The sequence below is a fragment of the Roseovarius salis genome (assembly GCF_044472985.1).
Taxonomy (GTDB): domain Bacteria; phylum Pseudomonadota; class Alphaproteobacteria; order Rhodobacterales; family Rhodobacteraceae; genus Roseovarius; species Roseovarius salis.
Window position 1 is genome coordinate 23,549 of sequence record NZ_JBISDG010000003.1, and the last position, 19,045, is coordinate 42,593.

At 62.5% G+C, this 19,045-nt stretch carries 19 protein-coding genes and 1 tRNA gene; 9 read left to right on the top strand and 11 right to left on the bottom strand.

The window, feature by feature from the left end; translation table 11 throughout:
• Window positions 1-11 precede the first annotated feature (11 nt).
• Window positions 12-1,937, bottom strand: a complete 1,926-nt coding sequence (gene dnaK, locus ACH13J_RS01540) for a molecular chaperone DnaK (RefSeq protein WP_397541549.1) — start codon at window positions 1,935-1,937, stop codon at window positions 12-14.
• 209 nt (window positions 1,938-2,146) lie between these two features.
• On the opposite strand from dnaK, the gene ACH13J_RS01545 reads away from it, so the two are divergent.
• Window positions 2,147-2,755: an alpha-ketoglutarate-dependent dioxygenase AlkB gene (locus ACH13J_RS01545; RefSeq protein ID WP_397541550.1), complete on the top strand. Its 609-nt coding sequence runs from the start codon at window positions 2,147-2,149 to the stop codon at window positions 2,753-2,755.
• Between the two features lie 23 nt (window positions 2,756-2,778).
• Here the strand turns inward: ACH13J_RS01545 and ACH13J_RS01550 are convergent, their stop codons facing one another.
• Window positions 2,779-3,600, bottom strand: a complete 822-nt coding sequence (locus ACH13J_RS01550) for an ABC transporter permease (protein WP_397541551.1) — start codon at window positions 3,598-3,600, stop codon at window positions 2,779-2,781.
• A 153-nt stretch (window positions 3,601-3,753) separates the two neighbouring features.
• On the opposite strand from ACH13J_RS01550, the gene cysQ reads away from it, so the two are divergent.
• The 7 genes from cysQ to ACH13J_RS01585 all read left to right on the top strand — a co-directional run bounded on the left by cysQ (window position 3,754) and on the right by ACH13J_RS01585 (window position 11,755).
• A complete protein-coding gene (cysQ, locus tag ACH13J_RS01555) occupies window positions 3,754-4,536 on the top strand; it encodes a 3'(2'),5'-bisphosphate nucleotidase CysQ (RefSeq protein ID WP_397541552.1) in 783 nt (260 codons plus the stop codon).
• Entirely contained in the window at window positions 4,533-5,333 is an 801-nt protein-coding gene (locus ACH13J_RS01560) for a 3-deoxy-manno-octulosonate cytidylyltransferase (RefSeq protein WP_397541553.1), read from the top strand. The genes cysQ and ACH13J_RS01560 overlap by 4 nt, the downstream gene beginning before the upstream one ends.
• Before the next feature lie 56 nt (window positions 5,334-5,389).
• The gene (gene galE / locus ACH13J_RS01565; RefSeq protein ID WP_397541554.1) at window positions 5,390-6,373 is read left to right on the top strand and encodes a UDP-glucose 4-epimerase GalE; all 984 of its coding nucleotides are present in this window, start codon (window positions 5,390-5,392) and stop codon (window positions 6,371-6,373) included.
• A gap of 43 nt (window positions 6,374-6,416) precedes the next feature.
• Entirely contained in the window at window positions 6,417-7,439 is a 1,023-nt protein-coding gene (locus tag ACH13J_RS01570) for a glycosyltransferase family 2 protein (RefSeq protein ID WP_397541555.1), read from the top strand.
• Window positions 7,440-7,614: 175 nt separating this feature from the next.
• Window positions 7,615-8,601, top strand: coding sequence for a glycosyltransferase family 2 protein (locus tag ACH13J_RS01575; protein ID WP_397541556.1), 987 nt, complete (start codon window positions 7,615-7,617; stop codon window positions 8,599-8,601).
• Window positions 8,602-8,620: 19 nt separating this feature from the next.
• Entirely contained in the window at window positions 8,621-10,321 is a 1,701-nt protein-coding gene (locus ACH13J_RS01580; protein WP_397541651.1) for a DUF5927 domain-containing protein, read from the top strand.
• 6 nt (window positions 10,322-10,327) lie between these two features.
• Window positions 10,328-11,755, top strand: coding sequence for a sulfotransferase family 2 domain-containing protein (locus ACH13J_RS01585; RefSeq protein ID WP_397541557.1), 1,428 nt, complete (start codon window positions 10,328-10,330; stop codon window positions 11,753-11,755).
• A 7-nt stretch (window positions 11,756-11,762) separates the two neighbouring features.
• Here the strand turns inward: ACH13J_RS01585 and ACH13J_RS01590 are convergent, their stop codons facing one another.
• From ACH13J_RS01590 to ACH13J_RS01625, 8 genes are all read right to left on the bottom strand, one after another.
• Window positions 11,763-12,227 carry a PTS sugar transporter subunit IIA gene (locus ACH13J_RS01590; RefSeq protein ID WP_397541558.1) on the bottom strand — a complete coding sequence of 155 codons (465 nt, stop codon included), beginning with the start codon at window positions 12,225-12,227 and terminating at the stop codon, window positions 11,763-11,765.
• A gap of 47 nt (window positions 12,228-12,274) precedes the next feature.
• Entirely contained in the window at window positions 12,275-12,838 is a 564-nt protein-coding gene (gene hpf, locus ACH13J_RS01595; protein ID WP_397541559.1) for a ribosome hibernation-promoting factor, HPF/YfiA family, read from the bottom strand.
• A gap of 243 nt (window positions 12,839-13,081) precedes the next feature.
• Window positions 13,082-13,846 carry an LPS export ABC transporter ATP-binding protein gene (gene lptB / locus ACH13J_RS01600; RefSeq protein ID WP_397541560.1) on the bottom strand — a complete coding sequence of 255 codons (765 nt, stop codon included), beginning with the start codon at window positions 13,844-13,846 and terminating at the stop codon, window positions 13,082-13,084.
• Window positions 13,843-14,286, bottom strand: coding sequence for a lipopolysaccharide transport periplasmic protein LptA (gene lptA, locus ACH13J_RS01605; protein WP_397541652.1), 444 nt, complete (start codon window positions 14,284-14,286; stop codon window positions 13,843-13,845). The genes lptB and lptA overlap by 4 nt, the downstream gene beginning before the upstream one ends.
• A 58-nt stretch (window positions 14,287-14,344) precedes the next feature.
• On the bottom strand, window positions 14,345-14,959 hold the full coding sequence (lptC, locus tag ACH13J_RS01610) for an LPS export ABC transporter periplasmic protein LptC (protein WP_397541561.1): 615 nt from the start codon (window positions 14,957-14,959) through the stop codon (window positions 14,345-14,347).
• Between the two features lie 2 nt (window positions 14,960-14,961).
• Entirely contained in the window at window positions 14,962-15,573 is a 612-nt protein-coding gene (locus ACH13J_RS01615; protein WP_397541562.1) for a ribonuclease D, read from the bottom strand.
• Window positions 15,574-15,718: 145 nt separating this feature from the next.
• Window positions 15,719-16,372 carry an ATP-binding cassette domain-containing protein gene (locus tag ACH13J_RS01620; protein WP_397541563.1) on the bottom strand — a complete coding sequence of 218 codons (654 nt, stop codon included), beginning with the start codon at window positions 16,370-16,372 and terminating at the stop codon, window positions 15,719-15,721.
• 8 nt (window positions 16,373-16,380) lie between these two features.
• On the bottom strand, window positions 16,381-17,907 hold the full coding sequence (locus tag ACH13J_RS01625) for a sugar transporter (RefSeq protein WP_397541564.1): 1,527 nt from the start codon (window positions 17,905-17,907) through the stop codon (window positions 16,381-16,383).
• Window positions 17,908-17,997: 90 nt separating this feature from the next.
• On the opposite strand from ACH13J_RS01625, the gene ACH13J_RS01630 reads away from it, so the two are divergent.
• The gene (locus ACH13J_RS01630) at window positions 17,998-18,822 is read left to right on the top strand and encodes an ABC transporter permease (protein ID WP_397541565.1); all 825 of its coding nucleotides are present in this window, start codon (window positions 17,998-18,000) and stop codon (window positions 18,820-18,822) included.
• Between the two features lie 40 nt (window positions 18,823-18,862).
• Here the strand turns inward: ACH13J_RS01630 and ACH13J_RS01635 are convergent.
• Window positions 18,863-18,949, bottom strand: a tRNA-Leu gene (locus ACH13J_RS01635).
• Window positions 18,950-19,045 lie beyond the last annotated feature (96 nt).

Below are 19,045 nucleotides of genomic sequence, written 5' to 3' on the forward strand. Positions count from 1 at the left end.
TTCAGCGCATCTCACGAGCGCTTGTTGTCGTCGAGATCCTCGAAGTCGGCATCGACGATATCGTCATCACCGCCCGTGCTGCCGCCTTCATCCGACGCTGCGGACGCCGCGCCTTCGGCCTCTTCCTGGCTGGCCTTGTAGATGGCTTCGCCGAGCTTCATCGAGGCTTCGGTAACGTTCTGGATACCCGACTTGACCTTTTCGGCGGTCACATCGTCCTTTTCCAGATCCTCCTTGAGCGACGCGACCGCAAGCTCGATTGCCTCGATGGTCGACGGATCGACCTTGTCGCCATGTTCCTCGATCGATTTCTCGGTCGAGTGCACGAGGCTCTCGGCCTGGTTCTTGGCCTCGACCAGTTCCTTGCGGGCCTTGTCCGCCTCGGCATGTTCCTCGGCGTCCTTCACCATCTGCTCGATGTCCTCTTCGGAGAGGCCACCGGATGCCTGGATGGTGATCTTCTGCTCCTTGCCGGTTCCCTTGTCCTTGGCACTGACGTTCACGATGCCGTTCGCGTCAATGTCGAAAGTCACCTCGATCTGGGGCATCCCGCGCGGTGCCGGCGGAATGTCCTCCAGGTTGAACTGGCCAAGCAGCTTGTTGTCCGCCGCCATCTCGCGCTCGCCCTGGAAGACGCGGATCGTCACGGCCGACTGGTTGTCCTCGGCCGTCGAGAAGATCTGCGACTTGTTGGTCGGGATCGTGGTGTTGCGGTCGATGAGGCGCGTGAACACGCCGCCGAGCGTTTCGATCCCCAGGCTGAGCGGCGTCACGTCGAGCAGGACCACGTCCTTGACATCGCCTTGCAGCACACCGGCCTGGATGGCGGCGCCCATCGCCACGACCTCGTCGGGGTTCACGCCCTTGTGCGGCTCCTTGCCGAAGAACTTGGTCACTTCCTCGACCACTTTCGGCATACGGGTCATCCCGCCGACCAGAACGATCTCGTCCACGTCGCTGGCCGAAATGCCCGCGTCCTTGAGCGCGGCCTTGCACGGCTTGAGCGAGGCCTGGATCAGGTCGTTGACGAGGCTTTCCAGCTTGGCGCGGGTCAGCTTCATGACCATGTGCAGCGGCGCACCGTCGGACCCCATCGAGATAAAGGGCTGGTTGATCTCGGTCTGGCTGGAGCTGGACAGCTCGATCTTGGCCTTCTCCGCCGCCTCCTTGAGGCGCTGCAGGGCCATCTTGTCCTTGGTCAGGTCGACGCCATGCTCCTTTTTGAACTCCTCCGCGAGGTAGTTCACGATCCGCATGTCGAAGTCCTCGCCGCCCAGGAACGTGTCGCCGTTGGTCGACTTGACCTCGAAAAGCCCGTCATCGATTTCGAGTATGGTGATATCGAAGGTGCCGCCGCCAAGGTCGAAGACGGCGATCGTCTCGCTGTCCTTCTTGTCAAGGCCATAGGCCAGCGCGGCCGCCGTGGGCTCGTTGATGATGCGCAGCACCTCGAGGCCCGCGATCTTGCCCGCGTCCTTCGTGGCCTGACGCTGCTGGTCGTTGAAGTAGGCCGGAACGGTGATGACGGCCTGCGTGACGTCCTCGCCCAGATAGCTCTCGGCGGTTTCCTTCATCTTGCCGAGGATGAAGGCGGAAATCTGGCTGGGGCTGTATTTGTCGCCCTTGGCCTCGACCCACGCGTCGCCGTTGCCGCCATCCACGACCTTGAACGGCATGTTCTTGTTGTCCTTGGCGAGGTCGCTGTCGTCGTACCGGCGTCCGATCAGACGCTTGACGCCGAAGATCGTGTTCTCGGGGTTGGTCACGGCCTGACGCTTGGCGGCCTGGCCGACCAGACGTTCGTCATCGGTGAACGCGACGATGGAGGGGGTGGTGCGTGCACCTTCGGAATTCTCGATCACCCGGGCCTGGCTGCCATCCATGATGGCGACGCAACTGTTCGTGGTGCCCAGGTCAATCCCGATCACTTTGGACATGGTTTTCGATCCCTTCTTCTTGAGGCGATTGTCACGAGGACCGAACCCTTTATGGCATCCGGCCCCGATACTCTGGCGAGGGGACAGGTGCCCGCCCCGCGCTTGACGGCGTATATAGGCAGGTCATCTTCGCCCTGCAAGCACCGGCGCGGGACGGATTCCGCAATTTTGGGCCAAATGGTGCAGGACAAGCCGGAGGAAAACACAGCATGGCCGAACCGACACACACGATACGCGGTTTCCAGATCTACGAGAGCCTGCTTGATTCAGCCTCACAGCAGGCCGTGCTGGAAGACATACGCGCGGTCGTGGCCCAGGCACCCCTCTTTTCCCCCGTCACCCCGTCGGGCAAACCGATGCGCGTACAGATGACGTCGGCGGGGAAGTACGGCTGGTTATCCGACCGGTCCGGCTATCGCTACGAAACGCGCCATCCGGATGGCCAGCCCTGGCCGGACATTCCGCACCGCATCCTCCAGGTGTGGCGCGAGCTGGTCGGCCCGGCGCGCGATCCGGATTGCTGTCTCGTGAATTACTACGGCGAAGCGGCAAGGATGGGTCTGCATCAGGACCGGGACGAGGCCGATTTCAGCTGGCCCGTTCTGTCCGTCTCGCTTGGCGACGAGGGCCTGTTCCGCATGGGCAACGACACGCGCGGCGGCCGGACGGAATCGATATGGCTGCGCTCCGGCGACGTGGTGGTCATGGGCGGCGAGGCCCGCCTGCGCTACCACGGGCTGGACCGGATCAGGTTCGGGTCGTCGAGGTTGCTCAGGAACGGGGGGCGGTTGAACCTCACCCTGCGTGTCGTGGATTGACGCCGCCGGCCCGCGGCGCCGTATCAGCGCCGCGCGCTCCAGCTGCTCGAGACGTACTGGCGCGTGTAGAACTCGCCCATCAGCCCCAGCATGATCAGCACCAGCCCCACGATCACAGGGTATTCTATGCTCGAATTGTGCGGGAAATAGTTGACGAAGACGAAGCCGCGGCACTGGTCGATGGCATGGAACAGCGGGTTCCAGTCGAACATCGCAAGCAGCTTCGGCGGCAGGGCGTTGGCCACGAACATCTTGCCCGACGCGATCATGTTGACCCGCTGATACGTCATCGTCGCGATGGAGACGAACGTGGGAAACCACGGCTTGATCGCCAGCAGCAAAAGACCCACCGCGCAGCCGGTAAACCACGCCAACAGGAACATCGCAAAGGCCAGGACCGGCTGGTGCACCTCGAACGGCGTCACGACGACGTGGTAGACAAACAGGACGACGAAAAGCGAGAGCACCTGGATGTAGAGCGAGCTGAGACCGCTTGCCACGATGGAGATGATCGTGTTCATCGGCGCGTGCTGCATCATCGGCGAGGCGGCGGTGTCCGAGCCCGCGACGGCCCCGACAGCCTTTACATGCGTGATGAACAGAAAGATACCGGACATCACGTAAAGCAGGAAATCGCCCCGGATCTTCGCCGCGCGCAAACCCAGAACGGTGAACATCACGTAGAACGCCGCCACGAGGATGACGGCCTGCAGCATGTTCACCAAAAGCGCCATCAGGGCATTGCTGTGGGTATTGCGAACCTTGCGGACGGTTTCATGATAGATCAGCTCGGCGATCGTGATCGCCGACTGGAACAACGTCCTGGGACCGGTCTGCTGAAACATCTGGCCCTGCTGCCCTCGTGCCCGATTCCCGTTTGCGCATGGATTTCTTGCCGATCCGTTGGCGTCATATCATAAGAGGGGCCGATGAATCGCGCAACTCGGCCGGACCGGCCCGTTTCAAACCGGAGTATTGTCTTGAATCATGCCGAATTTATGACCGTTTCGCGTCGCCTCGCGCTGGCTGCGGGAGAGCGGATCATGGAAATCTACAATTCAGAGGATTTCGACGTGAAGCTCAAATCCGATGACAGCCCCGTCACCGAGGCCGACGAGGCCGCGGACGCCCTGATATCGGACGGGCTTCGGGACGCGTTTCCCGACCTCGTGCTCGTCACCGAGGAACAGGCCCAATCGCATGGCCAGACGGCCTCCACCTTTGCCATCGTCGATCCGCTGGACGGAACCAAGGAATTCGTGCAACGCCGCGGCGACTTCACCGTGAACATCGCTCTGGTGGAAGGTGGCGTGCCTACGCTCGGCATCGTGTACGCCCCCGCGAGAAAACGCATGTTCTACACGCTGCCGGACAGCGGCAGCGTGGAGGAAACCGGCCCGTTCAGCCCGGACACCCGTGGAGACGTCCGGCCATTGCACGTGTCCGATCCCGACAATGATGCGCTGATGGTCGTCGCTTCCAAGTCACATCGGGACCAGGCCACGGATGACTACATCTCGCGCTACGCGGTCAAGGACATGACCAGCGCGGGATCGTCACTGAAGTTCTGCCTGGTGGCCAGCGGCGAGGCAGACCTGTACCCTAGGCTCGGACGCACGATGGAATGGGACACCGCCGCCGGCGATGCGGTGCTTCGCGGGGCTGGCGGGCAGGTGGTGCGGTTCGATGATCACGAACCGCTGCATTACGGCAAGGACGGCTACGCGAATCCGTTTTTCATCGCCTATGCCCCCGGCGTGGCGCTCGCCCCCGCTGCATGAGCGTACTGGTCGTCATCCCGGCGCGCTACGCCTCGTCGCGATATCCCGGCAAGCCCTTGGCGATGCTGACCGGGGCGGCCGGGGCGCCCAAATCGCTGGTTCAGCGCACCTGGGAGGCCGCCGGCACGATCAGCGGGGTTGATCGGGTCGTCATCGCCACCGACGACGACAGGATTCGCTCCGCCTGCGAGGAATTCGGCGCCGAGGTCATCATGACGTCCGACCGGTGCCGCAACGGCACCGAACGTTGTGCCGAGGCATCCGAGATGGTCGGCGGAGGGTTCGAACTCGTCGTCAACCTGCAGGGCGATGCACCGCTCACCCCGCCGTGGTTCGTGGAAAAGCTGCTGTTGGGCTTGCGGCAGGACGCAACCGCGAACGTCGCCACGCCCGTTCTGGCGTGCGACGGGCGCGCGCATGAAAGCTTTCTCCAGGACCGCGCCGCCGGGCGCGTGGGCGGGACGACGGCGGTTTTCGGGCACAACGGCCACGCGCTCTATTTTTCAAAGGAGGTCATACCCTTTACGGGCCGCACCTACGCGCCGGATGCCCGTACACCGGTCTTTCACCATGTGGGGGTCTATGCCTACCGTCCCGGCGCGCTGCGGGACTATCCCGGCTGGCCCGTGGGGCCGCTGGAAGAACTGGAGGGCCTGGAACAGCTGCGCTTTCTCGAAAACGGCCAGCCCGTGCTCTGCGTCGAGGTCGATGCGCGCGGCCGGCAGTTCTGGGAACTCAACAATCCCGAGGACGTGCCGCGGATCGAAGCGATGATGCGCGAGATGAACCTGCCCTGACGAAAACTGCCGGCAAACGGGGGCGGCTGCCGCACCCCTGCAATCGGAGACGCATGATGACGAACATACTGGTGACCGGCGGCGCGGGCTACATCGGCTCCCACGCCTGCAAGCTGCTCAGGGCGCGGGGCTACACGCCCGTGACCTACGACAACCTCGGCACGGGATGGAAGAACGCCGTCAGGTACGGACCGTTCGAGCAGGGCGACCTGCGCGACCGCGACAGGCTCGACCAGGTGTTCAGGGTCTACCGGCCCGCGGCGGTGATGCATTTCGCCGCGTTGAGCCTCGTCGGCGAATGCATGCGCAACCCGGGCCTGTACTGGGACAACAACGTGGCCGGGTCGCTTGCGCTGTTGCAGGCCGCGGCGGATGCCGGCTGCCACGACATCGTCTTCTCCTCGACCTGCGCCACCTACGGGGAACAGGACAATGTCGTGCTTGACGAGAACAGCCCCCAGAACCCAACCAATGCCTACGGGGCGTCGAAACGCGCGATCGAGGACATGCTGCGCGACTTCGAGGCCGCTCACGGGCTAAACCACGTGATCTTCCGGTATTTCAACGTGGCCGGGGCCGACCCCGAGGCGGAAATCGGCGAGTTCCACCGGCCCGAGACGCATCTGGTGCCGCTGATGCTCGACGCCATCGACGGCCGGCGCGACGCGCTGACCATACACGGCACCGATTACGACACCCCCGACGGGACCTGCATCCGCGACTACGTGCACGTGATGGACCTTGTCGAGGCGCACATTCTGGGGCTGGAATGGCTGCAGGCGGGTCGCGGCAGCCGGGTGTTCAACCTCGGTACGGGCAAGGGGTTCTCGGTGCGCGAAGTGATCGACCATTCCGCCGCGGTGACCAACCGGAGCGTACCGGTCGTAGAGGGGCCGCGCCGGCCCGGCGACTGCACGAAACTGGTTTCGGGGTCTTCCCGGGCCGTGCAGGAACTGGGCTGGCAACCCGCCCGGTCGACTCTCGCCGAAATGATTTCCGACGCGTGGCGCTGGCATCAAGCTGGACATTACGACGAATAATGACGAGTCTGGTCCGCGGAGCAGACAAAGAACGTCAGCGGCAATGGACTGGCTGAAAGAGGCAGGAACCCTTTACAGGCTGCGCTGGAAGCGGCGGCGCCTGCTGTTCCGGGCACTGCGCAAACGGCGCCAGCTCTGTCCCGTTATCGACCGCACGGCCCAGATCCGCGCGACCGATATCCTCGCCGCGTCCACGGTGCGCAACGAGCGCGTGCGTCTTCCGCATTTCCTCGACCATCACCGGAATCTCGGGGTCGGGCATTTCCTTTTCGTCGACAACGGCAGCGATGACGGCACGCGGGAGTACCTTGCGCAGCAGCGTGACGTATCGCTCTGGACGACGGAACACAGCTATCGCCTGTCACGCTTCGGACTCGACTGGCTGACATGGTTGATGATGCGTCATGCGCACGGGCACTGGTGCCTGACGCTGGATGCCGACGAGATCCTTGTTTACCCTTATCACGACACGCGGCCGCTGCCCGCGTTGGTGGACTGGCTGGAACGACAGGGCCGGCGCTCTTTCGGGGCGCTGATGCTCGACATGTATCCCAGGGGACCCGTCGGCGCACAACCCTACCGGCGCGGGGACGATCCCTTCGAAACGCTGTGCTGGTTCGACGCCGGCAATTACATGATCCGCAAACAGCCGCGATTGCAGAACCTCTGGGTGCAAGGGGGGGTGCGGGCGCGCGTGTTCTTTGCCGACAATCCGCGGCGGGCGCCCACGATGCAAAAGATCCCGCTGGTGAAATGGCACTGGCGCTATGTTTACGTCAATTCGGCCCACGCCGCGCTGCCACGGCGGCTCAATCGCGTGTACGACGACACCGGCGGCGAACTGACGTCGGGCGTTCTGCTGCACACCAAGTTCCTGAACACGATCGTCGAGAAGTCCGCCGAGGAAAAGGAAAGGCGCGAGCATTTCGCCAACAGTGCGCTCTACGACGCGTATTACGATGCGCTCACCCGCGATCCGGACCTTTTCTGCGAGGCTTCCACGCGCCTGACCGGGTGGCGCCAGCTGGAGTCGATGGGCCTGATGTCGCGCGGGGGCTGGATATGAGAAACCAGCGGCCCGATTGCCATTTTCCGACCACGATTTATGCTGGCCGCATCGCGAGATGCCCGGCGGGCTGGACGTGTCAGCCACATGTTAGCACTGCCGCGCTAGCGTTGGGCGCGGCCAACGGAAAAAAGACACGGGACCACAGAACTTGAGCCTATGGCAGTCATATCTCATGCGGCTTCGCCGGAAACGGGCCCATATCCGTGCGTATCGCAAGCATTTCTCGATGCGGCCGGTGCGGGACCGGACCGGGGCCATACGCCCCGGTGACATATTGCTGTTCTCGACCTTCCGCAACGAGCATGTGCGCCTGCCCTATTTCCTGCAGTACTATCGCAAGCTCGGCGTCTCGCATTTCCTCATGGTCGACAATGCCAGCACGGATGGCGGGCCCGAATACCTTTCGGCGCAGGGGGATGTTTCGCTCTGGACAACGAATTCCAGCTACAAGCGCGCGCGTTTCGGTGTCGACTGGCTCAATTACCTTCAGCGCAAGTACGCCCACGGGCACTGGACGCTGGTCGTCGATCCGGATGAGCTGTTCGTTTATCCTTTCTGCGATACGCGCCCCATCCGCGCGCTGACCGACTGGCTGGATGTCTCGGGCGTGCGCTCCTTCGGAGCGATGCTGCTGGACATGTATCCCAAGGGGCGGATTGACGCGATGCCCTACCGTTCCGGGCAGGACCCGATCGAGATCGCGGCGTGGTTTGATCCCGGCAACTACATGATCAGCCGGAACCATTCCTACTGGAACCTCTGGATACAGGGCGGCCCGCGGGCGCGCGTGTTCTTTCCCGACCGGCCACGGAAAGCGCCGGCGCTGAACAAGATCCCGCTGGTGAAATGGGACCGCCGCTATGCCTATGTCAGTTCCACGCACATGCTTCTGCCGCGCGGGCTCAACCTGACCTACGACCAGTGGGGCGGCGAACGCGTCAGCGGGGTGCTGCTGCACACCAAGTTCCTCGACACCTTCGGCGCCAAGGCGCAGGAAGAGCTGGAGCGCGGCCAGCATTATGCCGGGAGCGTGGAGTACAAGGCCTATGCCGAGAATATCCAGCAGAATCCAGACCTTTGGTGCAATTGGTCGGAAAAGTATATAAACTGGAGACAACTAGAGATACTGGGGCTTATGTCCAAGGGCAACTGGGCATGAACAGGGGGCCGTGTCCACTATGAGCGTCGGGATCATCATGCTCGTCCATACCGCCTTCGACAGGGCCGAGCAGGTGGCGCGGCACTGGGCGGCGGCGGGCTGCCCGATCGTGTTTCACGTGGACCGCAACGTGCCGCGCAAGACCTACGATGCCTTTGCCGCGTCACTTTCCGATCTGCCCGACATAAGGTTCGTCACGCGGCACCGCTGCGAATGGGGCACTTGGGGCCTCGTCGCCGCCACGCAGACGGCGGCCGAGACGATGCTGTCCGAATTCGCCGACGTCCGCCACGTTTACCTGACATCGGGCGCCTGCCTCCCTCTCCGGCCGGTGCAGGAACTGATCGACTACCTTGAACAGCGGCCGACGACGGATTTCATCGAGTCCGCCACGACCGCCGAGGTGCCGTGGACCATCGGCGGGCTGGAACAGGAGCGCTTTACCCTGCGTTTTCCTTTCGCTTGGCGGCGGCAGCGGTTCCTTTTCGACAAGTATGTCGAGCTTCAACGCAAGGTCGGCTACAAGCGCAGGATACCCAACGGGATCGTGCCGCACATGGGCAGCCAGTGGTGGTGCCTTACGCGGCAGACACTTTCGGCCATTCTGGAAGATCCCGACAGGAAGGTATACGACAGGTATTTCCGGCGGGTCTGGATCCCGGACGAGAGTTATTTCCAGACGCTTTCACGGCTCTATTCCCGCAACATCGAAAGCCGCTCGCTGACGCTTTCCAAGTTCGACTACCAGGGCAAGCCGCACATTTTCTACGACGATCACTTGCAGTTGCTGCGCCGTTCCGACTGCTTCGTGGCGCGCAAGATCTGGCCATTCGCGAACCGCCTGTACGACGCGTTCCTGAAAGACCAGGACAGCGCCATGAAGAGGACGGAACCCAACCCGGGCAAGATCGACCGCATATTCGCCAAGGCGGTGGAGCGGCGCACGCGCGGCCGCCCGGGGCTGTACATGCAGAGCCGGTTCCCGGCAGAGGGGCGCGAGAACGGCCTGACTTGCGGCCAGTACTCGGTCTTCGAGGGTTTCGGCGACCTGTTCGAGAATTTCGAGGTCTGGTTGCACAAGGCTACGGGTGCCCGGGTGCATGGCCACCTCTTCGCGCAGGAGCGGGCCGAGTTCTCGGACGGTCAGAAGGTGATGAACGGCGCGCTGAGCGACAGCGCCAAGTTGCGAGACTACAACAAGCGGGCGTTTCTCACCAACCTGATCTGGAACACGCGGGGCGAGCGGCAATGCTTCCAGTTGGGGCCGCGAGACAACATCGAGCATATCGAGTGGGACATCGCCAAGGACCCGAACGCCCAGATATCCGTCATCAGCGGGGCATGGGCAGTCAAGCTGTTCCAGTCCAACATGAATTTCGCAGACATCCGGCGAGAGGCGGCGCGATTGCAAAAGATCGAGAGCAAGCATCTCGATGTCCTGCGCTCGCCCTGGGCCAAGGCGCGGATTCGCATATGGACGATGTCGGAATTCATAGAGGCCCCCATGGAGCCACTTCAGAAGATCATCGATGAGATCGGCAAGGAAAACCGTAGCGGTCTGGCCGAAGTGCCGCGCATGGCGGATCTCACCGGCTTCGCCCAGTTCCTTCAGAACCTCAAGAACCAAGGGATGCATCCATACCTGATGGGCGACTTCCCGGTCGCGCAGGACCGGCATGAACCGCAGCAGGACAATCCCAAACCCTATCTGGTGCGATAGGCACGCATGCCCGGACCGTTCGATTATTTCGTCATTTTCGCGGAAATGCGCACCGGCTCGAATTTCCTCGAGGCCAATCTCAATGCGTTCGAAAGCTTCCAGTGCTACGGAGAGGCCTTCAACCCGCATTTCATAGGCTACCCTAACAGCGCCGATATCCTCGGCATCACCCAGTCCATGCGCGAGGCCGACCCGAACCGCCTGATCACCGCGATCCGGGAGGCGACGCCCGGCATGGGCGGATTCCGGTTCTTCCATGATCACGACCGCCGTGCGCTTGACATATGTCTTGAGGATCCGCGCTGCGCCAAGATCATCCTGACGCGGAACCCGCTGGACAGCTACGTTTCCAGGAAGATCGCCCAATCGACCGGACAATGGAAACTGACCAACGTCAAACGACGCAAGGACAGCCGGGCAGTGTTCGACAAGGCCGAGTTCACCGAACACGTGGCGCGGCTCCAGGAATTCCAGGTACTCTTGTTGAACCGCTTGCAGGTAACCGGGCAGACAGCGTTCTACGTGGCATACGAGGATCTGCAGGACGTGGAGGTGATGAACGGTCTTGCCAGGTATCTGGGCAGCAAGGAGAGGCTGGACCACCTCGATGCCTCTCTCAAGAAACAGAACCCCGCGGCGTTGACCGAGAAGGTGGTGAATTTCGACGATATGGAGCGCGCCCTCTCGGGGCTGGATAGCTTCAACCTGACGCGCACACCGAATTTCGAACCGCGCCGTGGCCCGGCCGTTCCCGGCTACGTGACGGGCGTGGAGGCCCCTTTGCTGTACATGCCGGTCCGCGCGGGCCCGGAGGCGGAAATCAAGGGCTGGCTGGCCGCGCTGGACGGGGCCGCACCCGAAGACCTGCCAACGAAGTTCAATCAGAAGCGCCTGAGGCAGTGGAAACGCGACCACAAGGGCCATCGCAGTTTCACGGTCCTGCGTCACCCGGTTGCGCGCGCGCACGCCGCGTTCTGCCAGCGCATACTGCCGCGCGGCCCCGGCACGTTTGCCGATATCCGCAAGACGCTGCGCAACTTTCACAAGCTGCCCATCCCCGGCGGTGCGCCCGGCCCCGACTACGACAGGGACGCCCATCGAAAGGCATTCCTCGCGTTCCTGGAGTTTCTGCGGGCCAATCTCGGGGGGCAAACCGGGATCCGCGTGGATGCACACTGGGCCAGCCAGAGCGCGACGCTGGAGGGCATGGCGCAGTTCTCGCTGCCCGACAGGATCCTCCGCGAAGAGGAGATGCCTGCCCAGCTGCCCGAGATGGCCCGGGCGGTTGGCCGCTGCGACGCGGCTGCACCGCCGCAGGCTTCGCCGGATCTGCCTTTTTCGCTGGCCGAGATCTATGACGACGAGATAGAGGCGCTGACCGCGAAGGTGTATCAGCGCGATTACGTCATGTTCGGGTTCGATCGTTGGGGATAGTCGCCGATCAGGCCGCCTGCATGGACTGCGCTTCGGTCAGGATGGTGTAAAGCGTCGCGGGATCGTTGTTGGAGCGCAGCTTGGCGCAGAGCGACGTGTCACGCAGCGTGCGCGAAACCAGCGCGAGCGCCTTCAGATGCTCCACCCCTGCATCGCTCGGCGCGAAGAGAGAAAAGACAAGGTCAACCGGTTGCCGGTCGACGGCGCCGAAATCGACCGGCTTTTCCAGCAGCACCATGGCGCCGACGACCTCGGACACGTCCGCAAGGCGCGCGTGGGGCAAGGCGACGCCGTGCCCCACCCCGGTAGGCCCAAGGCTTTCACGCTCCTGCAGCGCGTCGATCGCGCGGGTGTGGCTCACGCCATAGGCCGATTCCGCAATCATCCCCAACTCGTGAAACAGGCGTTTCTTGCTCGACACCGCGGACAAGACTTTTACGGCCTCGGGTTTGAGGATCATGGAAATTTCCATTTCTTGCTCCGTGGGAACGGCCCGGCGACCTATACCCAAAACCAGTTTTACGGGTCGATCCAGCCGATGTTGCCATCGTCACGCCGGTAGACGACGTTCAGACCGTTTTTGCCCTCGTTCCGGAAAACCAGCACGGGGGCGCCCGCCAGCTCCATCTGCATCACGGCCTCGCCGACCGAGAGCGAGGGTATCCTCGTCTCCATCTCGGCCACGATGATCGGTTGCAGGCTTTCGGGCTCCGAATCCTCGCCTTCGCTTTCCGCGGCGAGGATATAGGAGGACGCGCCGGAGAGTTCAACAGGCTCCGCGCGGGAGCGATGGTGGTCCTTGAGCCGCCGCTTGTAGCGCCTGAGCTGTTTTTCCATCTTGTCACAGCACTGGTCGAAGGCGGCATAGATCTCGTGCGCGTGCGCCTTGGCCTGGGCCGTCAGGCCGGTGGACAGGTGCACGGTCGCTTCGCAGGCGTATTCGCTGGCATTCTTGGAGAATATCACATTGGCGTCGGTGGGGCGTTCGGCATATTTCCCGACGACCGTATCCAGCTCTTGTTCGACGTGTGTCTTTAGGGCCGCCCCAACATCGATTTGTTTTCCGCTTATCTGGTAAAGCATCTTGTCTCCTTCTTCTGACGTGCAGATCCAGCCGGACGCGCCGCGCACGCCGGAGATTGGCCGGACCCGATGAAAGTGATGCCGCGCCTGCCGGGTTTGTCGCTGCTCATGGCCTGGGTGGCCGGGCCGTCGAGAGGACGGGTCGTGAACCGGAAGATCATGCATCAATTGACGCGCTTTCCCGGCCGGTTGTCAATGGAGTATGCAGCCCGACAGAGAGGAATCGCCGACACGCGCCGCGGGTCAGGAAATGCGGAAACTGTCCCCCAGATAGACGCGCCGCACGTTTTCGTTCGCCACCACTTCGGCCGGGCTGCCGGACATCAGCACCTTGCCGTCGTGCAGGATGTAGGCCCGATCGACGATCTCCAGCGTTTCGCGCACATTGTGATCGGTAATCAGCACCCCGATGCCACGGTTCTTGAGATCCACGACCAGCCTGCGAATGTCGCCGACCGAGATCGGATCGACCCCCGAAAACGGTTCGTCAAGCAAGAGGTACTTGGGGTTCGCGGCAAGGCACCGCGCAATTTCCACGCGTCGGCGTTCCCCGCCCGAGAGCGCCAGCGCATGAACCCGCCGCAGGTGCTCGATAGAGAAATCCGACAAAAGTTCCTCGAGTCGCTCGCGGCGTTTGTGCCGGTCCGGTTCGGAAATGTCGAGAATGGCGGTTATGTTGTCCTCGACCGACATGCCCCTGAAAATCGACATTTCCTGCGGCAGGTATCCGATTCCCAGCTTGGCCCGCCGGTACATCGGCAAGGTGGTCACGTCGCGGCCGTCTATCAGGACATGCCCGCCCTCGGGATAGATCAGCCCGGCAATCGCGTAGAAGGTCGTCGTCTTGCCCGACCCGTTCGGCCCAAGCAGCGCCACGACCTCGCCCTGCTCCATCTCGAGGGAAACGTCGCGGATGACCACGCGCTTCTTGTAGCTCTTGCGCAACGACTCGACGCGCAGGCCGGTATTGTGATGCGCAAGGTGCAAATGGGGCTGGGCGCGCGTCACTGGCCCTCGTCCCCCTGTTGAAGCACCGTCTTGACCCGGCCCGACATGCGCGCCGTCCCGGATCCGGTATCAACCGTCATGCGATCCGCCGAAAGCGCGTTGCTGCCCTGTAGCAACAGGACATCGCCCTGCATCTCTATGATACCGGTCTGGAGATTGTAATCCGCGCGCTCGGCCTCGGCCGCGTCTTTCCCGCTGACGAGCGTGACACCGCCCGACGCCTTGAGCCTCTCGATCCCGTTCCGGCCGTCAAGATAGACGACCAGAACACGAGATGCCGACAGGCGCATGCCACCCTGCCCGATGATGACGTTCCCGGTAAAGACAGCCGTGCCGTCCGCCTGGTTCACATCGAGGTTGTCCGCAGTCACCTCGACGGCCTGGTCGCTGTTGTCCTGGAGGTTGCCAAAAGCGATCTGCGCGCCCTGCGCAACGGCCATACCCGAGGCGACAAGAAACAAGATCGTGGCGAAGCGTATCAATCTGCGGGTCAAACCACTACTCTCCGGAACGTTCTGGGCGGTATATCAGCTTCACACCCGCGGTGAACAGCAAATGCAGGTTTCCGGTATCGGGATCGCTGGTAAGCACCATGCGTTGCGCCGTCAGCTTCCCGGCCGGGGCGGTGCCGGACACGGGCCCGGGAGATTCCGCGTATAGCTCGTCGAAGCCCAGCAACAGGCGATCCGTCGTCACCGAATACCCGTCGCTTGTGCGGAATGTCACATTGCCCGTCAGGACGGCCCGGTCGCGGCTCTGGTCGATCTCGCCGCTACGCGCGGCAATCTCCAGCTCCCGTCCCGATTCGAGCTTCAGCCGTGCGGTCATGTCCTCGGCCTCGAACTGGCGCGGGTCATCCGCCGATGGAACGGATCGCGCCGTGCGCAGTGTCACCTCGTGCCCGCGGGCGGTGACCCCGGCAAAAACCGCGTTGGTGGCCCCCTGATCGCGCGCACGCGATTCAAGATCGATTCCGGCCGCGGGCACGGTTTCCGCCGGGTCGAACTTGTCGGAGATGAGAAAGACCGTGGAAAGAATGCCGAGCGCGGCAAGCGGCAGGATGATTTTCATCCACGCGACGAAGCGGGAATAGAGGTTTTCACGCCACGACATCGTCAGTGTGCGAATATGTCGATCTCTGGCCAGCCCTCCAGATCAAGCCTTGCACGCATCGGGAGAAAGTCGAAACAGCCCTGTGCCAGCTGCATCCGGTTTTCGCGCGCCAGCCTTTCGTCGAGAACGTCGCGAAGCCGGTGAAGGTAGAGAACATCCGATGCGGCGTAGTCGAGTTGCGCCTCGCTGAGTTCCCGGGCGCCCCAGTCGGAGGATTGCTGCTGCTTCGATATGTCCACCCCCAGAAGTTCCTGCAAAAGAAACTTCAGACCGTGACGATCGGTATAGGTACGCACCAGCTTGCTGGCGATCTTGGTGCAATAGACCGGCGCAGCCAGCGCACCGAACGCGTTGTACATCGCCGCGATATCGAAACGGCCGAAGTGGAAAAGCTTCAGGACGGTCGCATCCTTCAGCAGCGCCGCGAGGTTCGGCGCGCGTGTCTGCCCCTGGTCGATCTGGACGATATGCGCATCGCCATCCCCGGCAGACAACTGCACCACGCAAAGACGGTCGCGATGGGGGTTCAGGCCCATGGTTTCGCAATCGATCGCCACGACCGGCCCGAGGTCAAGCCCGTCGGGCAGATCCTGATGGTAAAGATGATTGGCCATCCAGTCCTTCCTGTGATCGTCCGGGTCCGTTCAGCGCCCGCGTGGCGGTGTCCAGTCCCGTTGTTTCGTAGCAGATCGCGCGGCGGGGCAAAGCCATACACGCATCGCCGGGGCGGCGCCATGGCCCGCGCGACACCGCGGCTGTCTAGCTCGTGTTCGCGTTATGAAGCTCGATCGCCTCTTCCAGATCCTCGAAAAACCTTGCACGTCCCTTTTCAAGGACAATCCCGCAGTCACAATACTGGCGCAACTGCGGTATCGAGTGCGACACGAACACGGCGCTGGAGTTCTTCACCCTTTCGGCAAAGACCGCCTTGCTCTTGCGCTTGAATTTGGGGTCGCCGACGGCGGTGACCTCGTCGACGAGATAGGTGTCGAAATGCATGCCCATCGAGGCGCCGAAGGCAAGCCGTGCCTTCATCCCCGAGGAGTAGGTCCGAACCGGCATGTAGAAAGATTCGCCCAGCTCGGCGAAATCCTCCACGAAAGCCACCAGTTCCGTGGTGTCGACACCGTAGATCCGCGCGACAAAGCGCACGTTCTCGGCGGCACTGAGATCCTTGTGAAAGGCCGACGCGAGACCGACGGGAAAGGAGATCGTTCCGTCGCTGACGACACGCCCGCGATCCGGGCGCAGGTTGCCGGCCACGATCTCCAGCAAGGTGGACTTTCCGGCGCCGTTACGGCCCAGCAGCGCGATCGAGCGGCCACTGGGCAGGGTCAGGCTCAGGTCGTCTATCACGACCTTGGTGTGGCCGTTGATTCGAAATGTCTTGGTCAGGTTCTCAAACCGGATCATGGTATCTCTCAGGACCGGTCCCGGATCGAGTAATAGATAAGAACGCCGATCGACCAGGTCAAAACCATGAACAGCAGGATCAGGCCGGACAGCACGAACCGCTGCGGAAACTCAGACTGTTCGGCGCGCGTGGGCGTGATGTAGGTCGCGAGGTAGCGGCTTTGACGGTCGGCCTCATCGCGTGCCGCCTCCAGCGCCTTGAGGGCCGCGAAGTAGGCTTCCTCGGCATATTCCTGGTCAACCTTGAGCCGCTCGAACTCGGCGATGAGCGTAGGGTAATCCTGGCTGACGCCCCCCGTTTCGGTGCTCGAGGTGGCGAAATTCCGCCGCTCCGTCGCGATCCTTTCGCGAATCACCTCGATCCGCTGGCGCGCTTCCCGCAACCGCGGGTCGTTCTCTCCGCTGGTGCGCTGCAAAAGATCGTATTCCACCAGCGCCGAGGCCAGCTCCTGTTGCAGGCTGCTCATGACGCCCATTCGGGTCTGGATGTCCGTTTCCGGATCGACGATCTGCGTACGGGTGCGGAACTCGGTCAGCGCCTGCCGCGCATTTTTCAGCAGCTCCACCGCCTCCTCGAGATCCGCCTGGGCATAGCGCATCGCGTCCTCGCGGGCCTGCCGGTTCAACGCGTTGATCCGGGCCTGGCTTTCGGCGACGACAGCGCGGTTGATATCCTGCGCCATGCCCGGGTCGAACGCCTTGACCTGAACCTCGATAAGCCCGGTATTGGAATCATAGGAAACCCCGATCATCCGGTTCCAGTACCAGATCAGCTCTTCCTGCGTTGCATCGGGCCATACGGAAAATGCCCAGTCAGAGGGCCAGTACCGCGAATAATGCTCCCGCAGGTCAATCCTCTCGTTGACCGCCTGGACCATCTCCTGACTCTGGATGAACTCGTACAGGATATCGCTATCCGACGCGGTGGAGCCGCCGGTAAAGCCGACGATGCCGCTGAGCAATTCGTTCGCGCTGCTCTGGTCCTGGCTGCGCACCGTGAAACCGGCGATCGAATGATACTGGTCTTCCGCGACGAAAAACAGGTAGGAGGCCACTGCAAGCCACGGCACGGCCACCAACAGAAAGAAGCTCGTGATAACCCCCCAGTGCCGGCGCTTCATCGTCGCGGGGCTTGCCACGGGTTTGACATCGGCCGGCTGCAGCTCGGCGGCGGGCTTTTGGCCCTTCTGCTTTTGAGGGTTCTGGTTGCCGCCTTTCTGGCCTTGCTGATTTTTCCCGGCTTTCTGGCCTTTCTGGTTGGGTTTGTTGTTCTGCTTGGCAGGACCTTTCGCCGCGCCACCCTTGGCATCGGCAGGTTGCGCCTGTCGCTGACCCTGGTGTTCGACCGAGTCATGTCGCTGACCTTGGTGTTCGACCGAGTCATGGCTGCTGTCCCGCCGGCGGGTGATGAAGGATACCGTGTCGTCGTCCCCGGCGGCCGTGGGCGCGGTTCCGCTCTGCTCGGATTTGTCCGAACTATCGGCCTGCTCCTCGCGCGCCGCGTTCTTGTCGGCGGCTTGGCTCTGTTTTGTCATGCTGCTCTTTTCCGGACCAAAGCCGTTTGAAACTGGACTGAGTTACTCACATACTAAGTATTCACGCAACCAATGTCACCGTGGTTTGTCATGGCACACTCCGACACGCCAAGCTCCGAACTTCCGCCGCCCGCGCGCCAGCCGCGGCGCGGTTTTCCCACCGCGCGGAATGTCACGGCCCTCGTACTGCGGGAAATGTCGACGCGCTACGGGAGAACGCCGGGCGGGTACATGTGGAGTGTGCTGGAGCCGCTTTTCGCGATCCTCGTTCTCAGCGTCGGTTTTTCCCTGCTGCTGCGCTCGCCCTCTCTCGGCACCAGTTTCCTGCTGTTCTACGCGACTGGCTACCTCATCCTGAACCTTTACATGACGCTGGCGAACCCCATCATGCGGTCGATCCAGTTTTCCAGTTCGCTGCTGCGTTTCCCGGCGGTGAGCTGGATCGACGCGGTCATGGCCCGGTTCCTGCTCAACAGCATGACGGGCATCATCACCATGGTCCTGCTGTTCACGGTTATCCTGAGCCTTGTCGAAACCCGCACGGTGCTCAGCCTTACCCCGATCGTGGAGGCGACGCTTCTGGCCATGCTGCTGGGATTGGGCGTTGGCGTGCTCACCCTGACGCCGGCCGGGCTCTACCCGCTTTTCAACGTTGTCTGGAGCGTTCTGACACGTCCGCTGATGATCATGTCGGGTATCATCTACACGTATGAGGATCTGCCGACATTCGCGCAGAACATACTGTGGTATAACCCGCTGATACATCTCACCGGGCTCATGCGCACCGGCTTCTACCCGACCTACTCGCCAACCTATATCAGCTTCCCATACGTGATTTTCTTCTCCATCATCGCGCTGGCGTTCGGCTTGGTCCTGTCCAGCCGCTACCACCGCGAGGTACAGGCGGCGCTTTGATCGCTCGGTCACGAGACGTTTCAACGGAGAATTCGGGGAATGGTGCCCAGGAGTGGACTCGAACCACCACGTCCAAAAGGACACTAGCACCTGAAGCTAGCGCGTCTACCAATTCCGCCACCTGGGCCGGTGTCGTGAGCACGCCGTTTATCCCCGGCCCGGGGGTGTGTCAACGCCGTTTTTCGCGCCGGCAAACTTTGCGCCGCACGGCTTGTCCAATCCG

Excerpts from the sequence above, each read along its gene's own strand:
- dnaK (WP_397541549.1), bottom strand. The coding sequence starts at position 1,937 with ATGTCCAAAGTGATCGGGATTGACCTGGGCACCACGAACAGTTGCGTC.
- ACH13J_RS01545 (WP_397541550.1), top strand. The coding sequence starts at position 2,147 with ATGGCCGAACCGACACACACGATACGCGGTTTCCAGATCTACGAGAGC.
- ACH13J_RS01550 (WP_397541551.1), bottom strand. The coding sequence starts at position 3,600 with ATGTTTCAGCAGACCGGTCCCAGGACGTTGTTCCAGTCGGCGATCACG.
- cysQ (WP_397541552.1), top strand. The coding sequence starts at position 3,754 with ATGACCGTTTCGCGTCGCCTCGCGCTGGCTGCGGGAGAGCGGATCATG.
- ACH13J_RS01560 (WP_397541553.1), top strand. The coding sequence starts at position 4,533 with ATGAGCGTACTGGTCGTCATCCCGGCGCGCTACGCCTCGTCGCGATAT.
- galE (WP_397541554.1), top strand. The coding sequence starts at position 5,390 with ATGACGAACATACTGGTGACCGGCGGCGCGGGCTACATCGGCTCCCAC.
- ACH13J_RS01570 (WP_397541555.1), top strand. The coding sequence starts at position 6,417 with ATGGACTGGCTGAAAGAGGCAGGAACCCTTTACAGGCTGCGCTGGAAG.
- ACH13J_RS01575 (WP_397541556.1), top strand. The coding sequence starts at position 7,615 with ATGCGGCTTCGCCGGAAACGGGCCCATATCCGTGCGTATCGCAAGCAT.
- ACH13J_RS01580 (WP_397541651.1), top strand. The coding sequence starts at position 8,621 with ATGAGCGTCGGGATCATCATGCTCGTCCATACCGCCTTCGACAGGGCC.
- ACH13J_RS01585 (WP_397541557.1), top strand. The coding sequence starts at position 10,328 with ATGCCCGGACCGTTCGATTATTTCGTCATTTTCGCGGAAATGCGCACC.
- ACH13J_RS01590 (WP_397541558.1), bottom strand. The coding sequence starts at position 12,227 with ATGGAAATTTCCATGATCCTCAAACCCGAGGCCGTAAAAGTCTTGTCC.
- hpf (WP_397541559.1), bottom strand. The coding sequence starts at position 12,838 with ATGCTTTACCAGATAAGCGGAAAACAAATCGATGTTGGGGCGGCCCTA.
- lptA (WP_397541652.1), bottom strand. The coding sequence starts at position 14,286 with ATGGCCGTTGCGCAGGGCGCGCAGATCGCTTTTGGCAACCTCCAGGAC.
- lptC (WP_397541561.1), bottom strand. The coding sequence starts at position 14,959 with ATGTCGTGGCGTGAAAACCTCTATTCCCGCTTCGTCGCGTGGATGAAA.
- ACH13J_RS01615 (WP_397541562.1), bottom strand. The coding sequence starts at position 15,573 with ATGGCCAATCATCTTTACCATCAGGATCTGCCCGACGGGCTTGACCTC.
- ACH13J_RS01620 (WP_397541563.1), bottom strand. The coding sequence starts at position 16,372 with ATGATCCGGTTTGAGAACCTGACCAAGACATTTCGAATCAACGGCCAC.
- ACH13J_RS01625 (WP_397541564.1), bottom strand. The coding sequence starts at position 17,907 with ATGACAAAACAGAGCCAAGCCGCCGACAAGAACGCGGCGCGCGAGGAG.
- ACH13J_RS01630 (WP_397541565.1), top strand. The coding sequence starts at position 17,998 with ATGGCACACTCCGACACGCCAAGCTCCGAACTTCCGCCGCCCGCGCGC.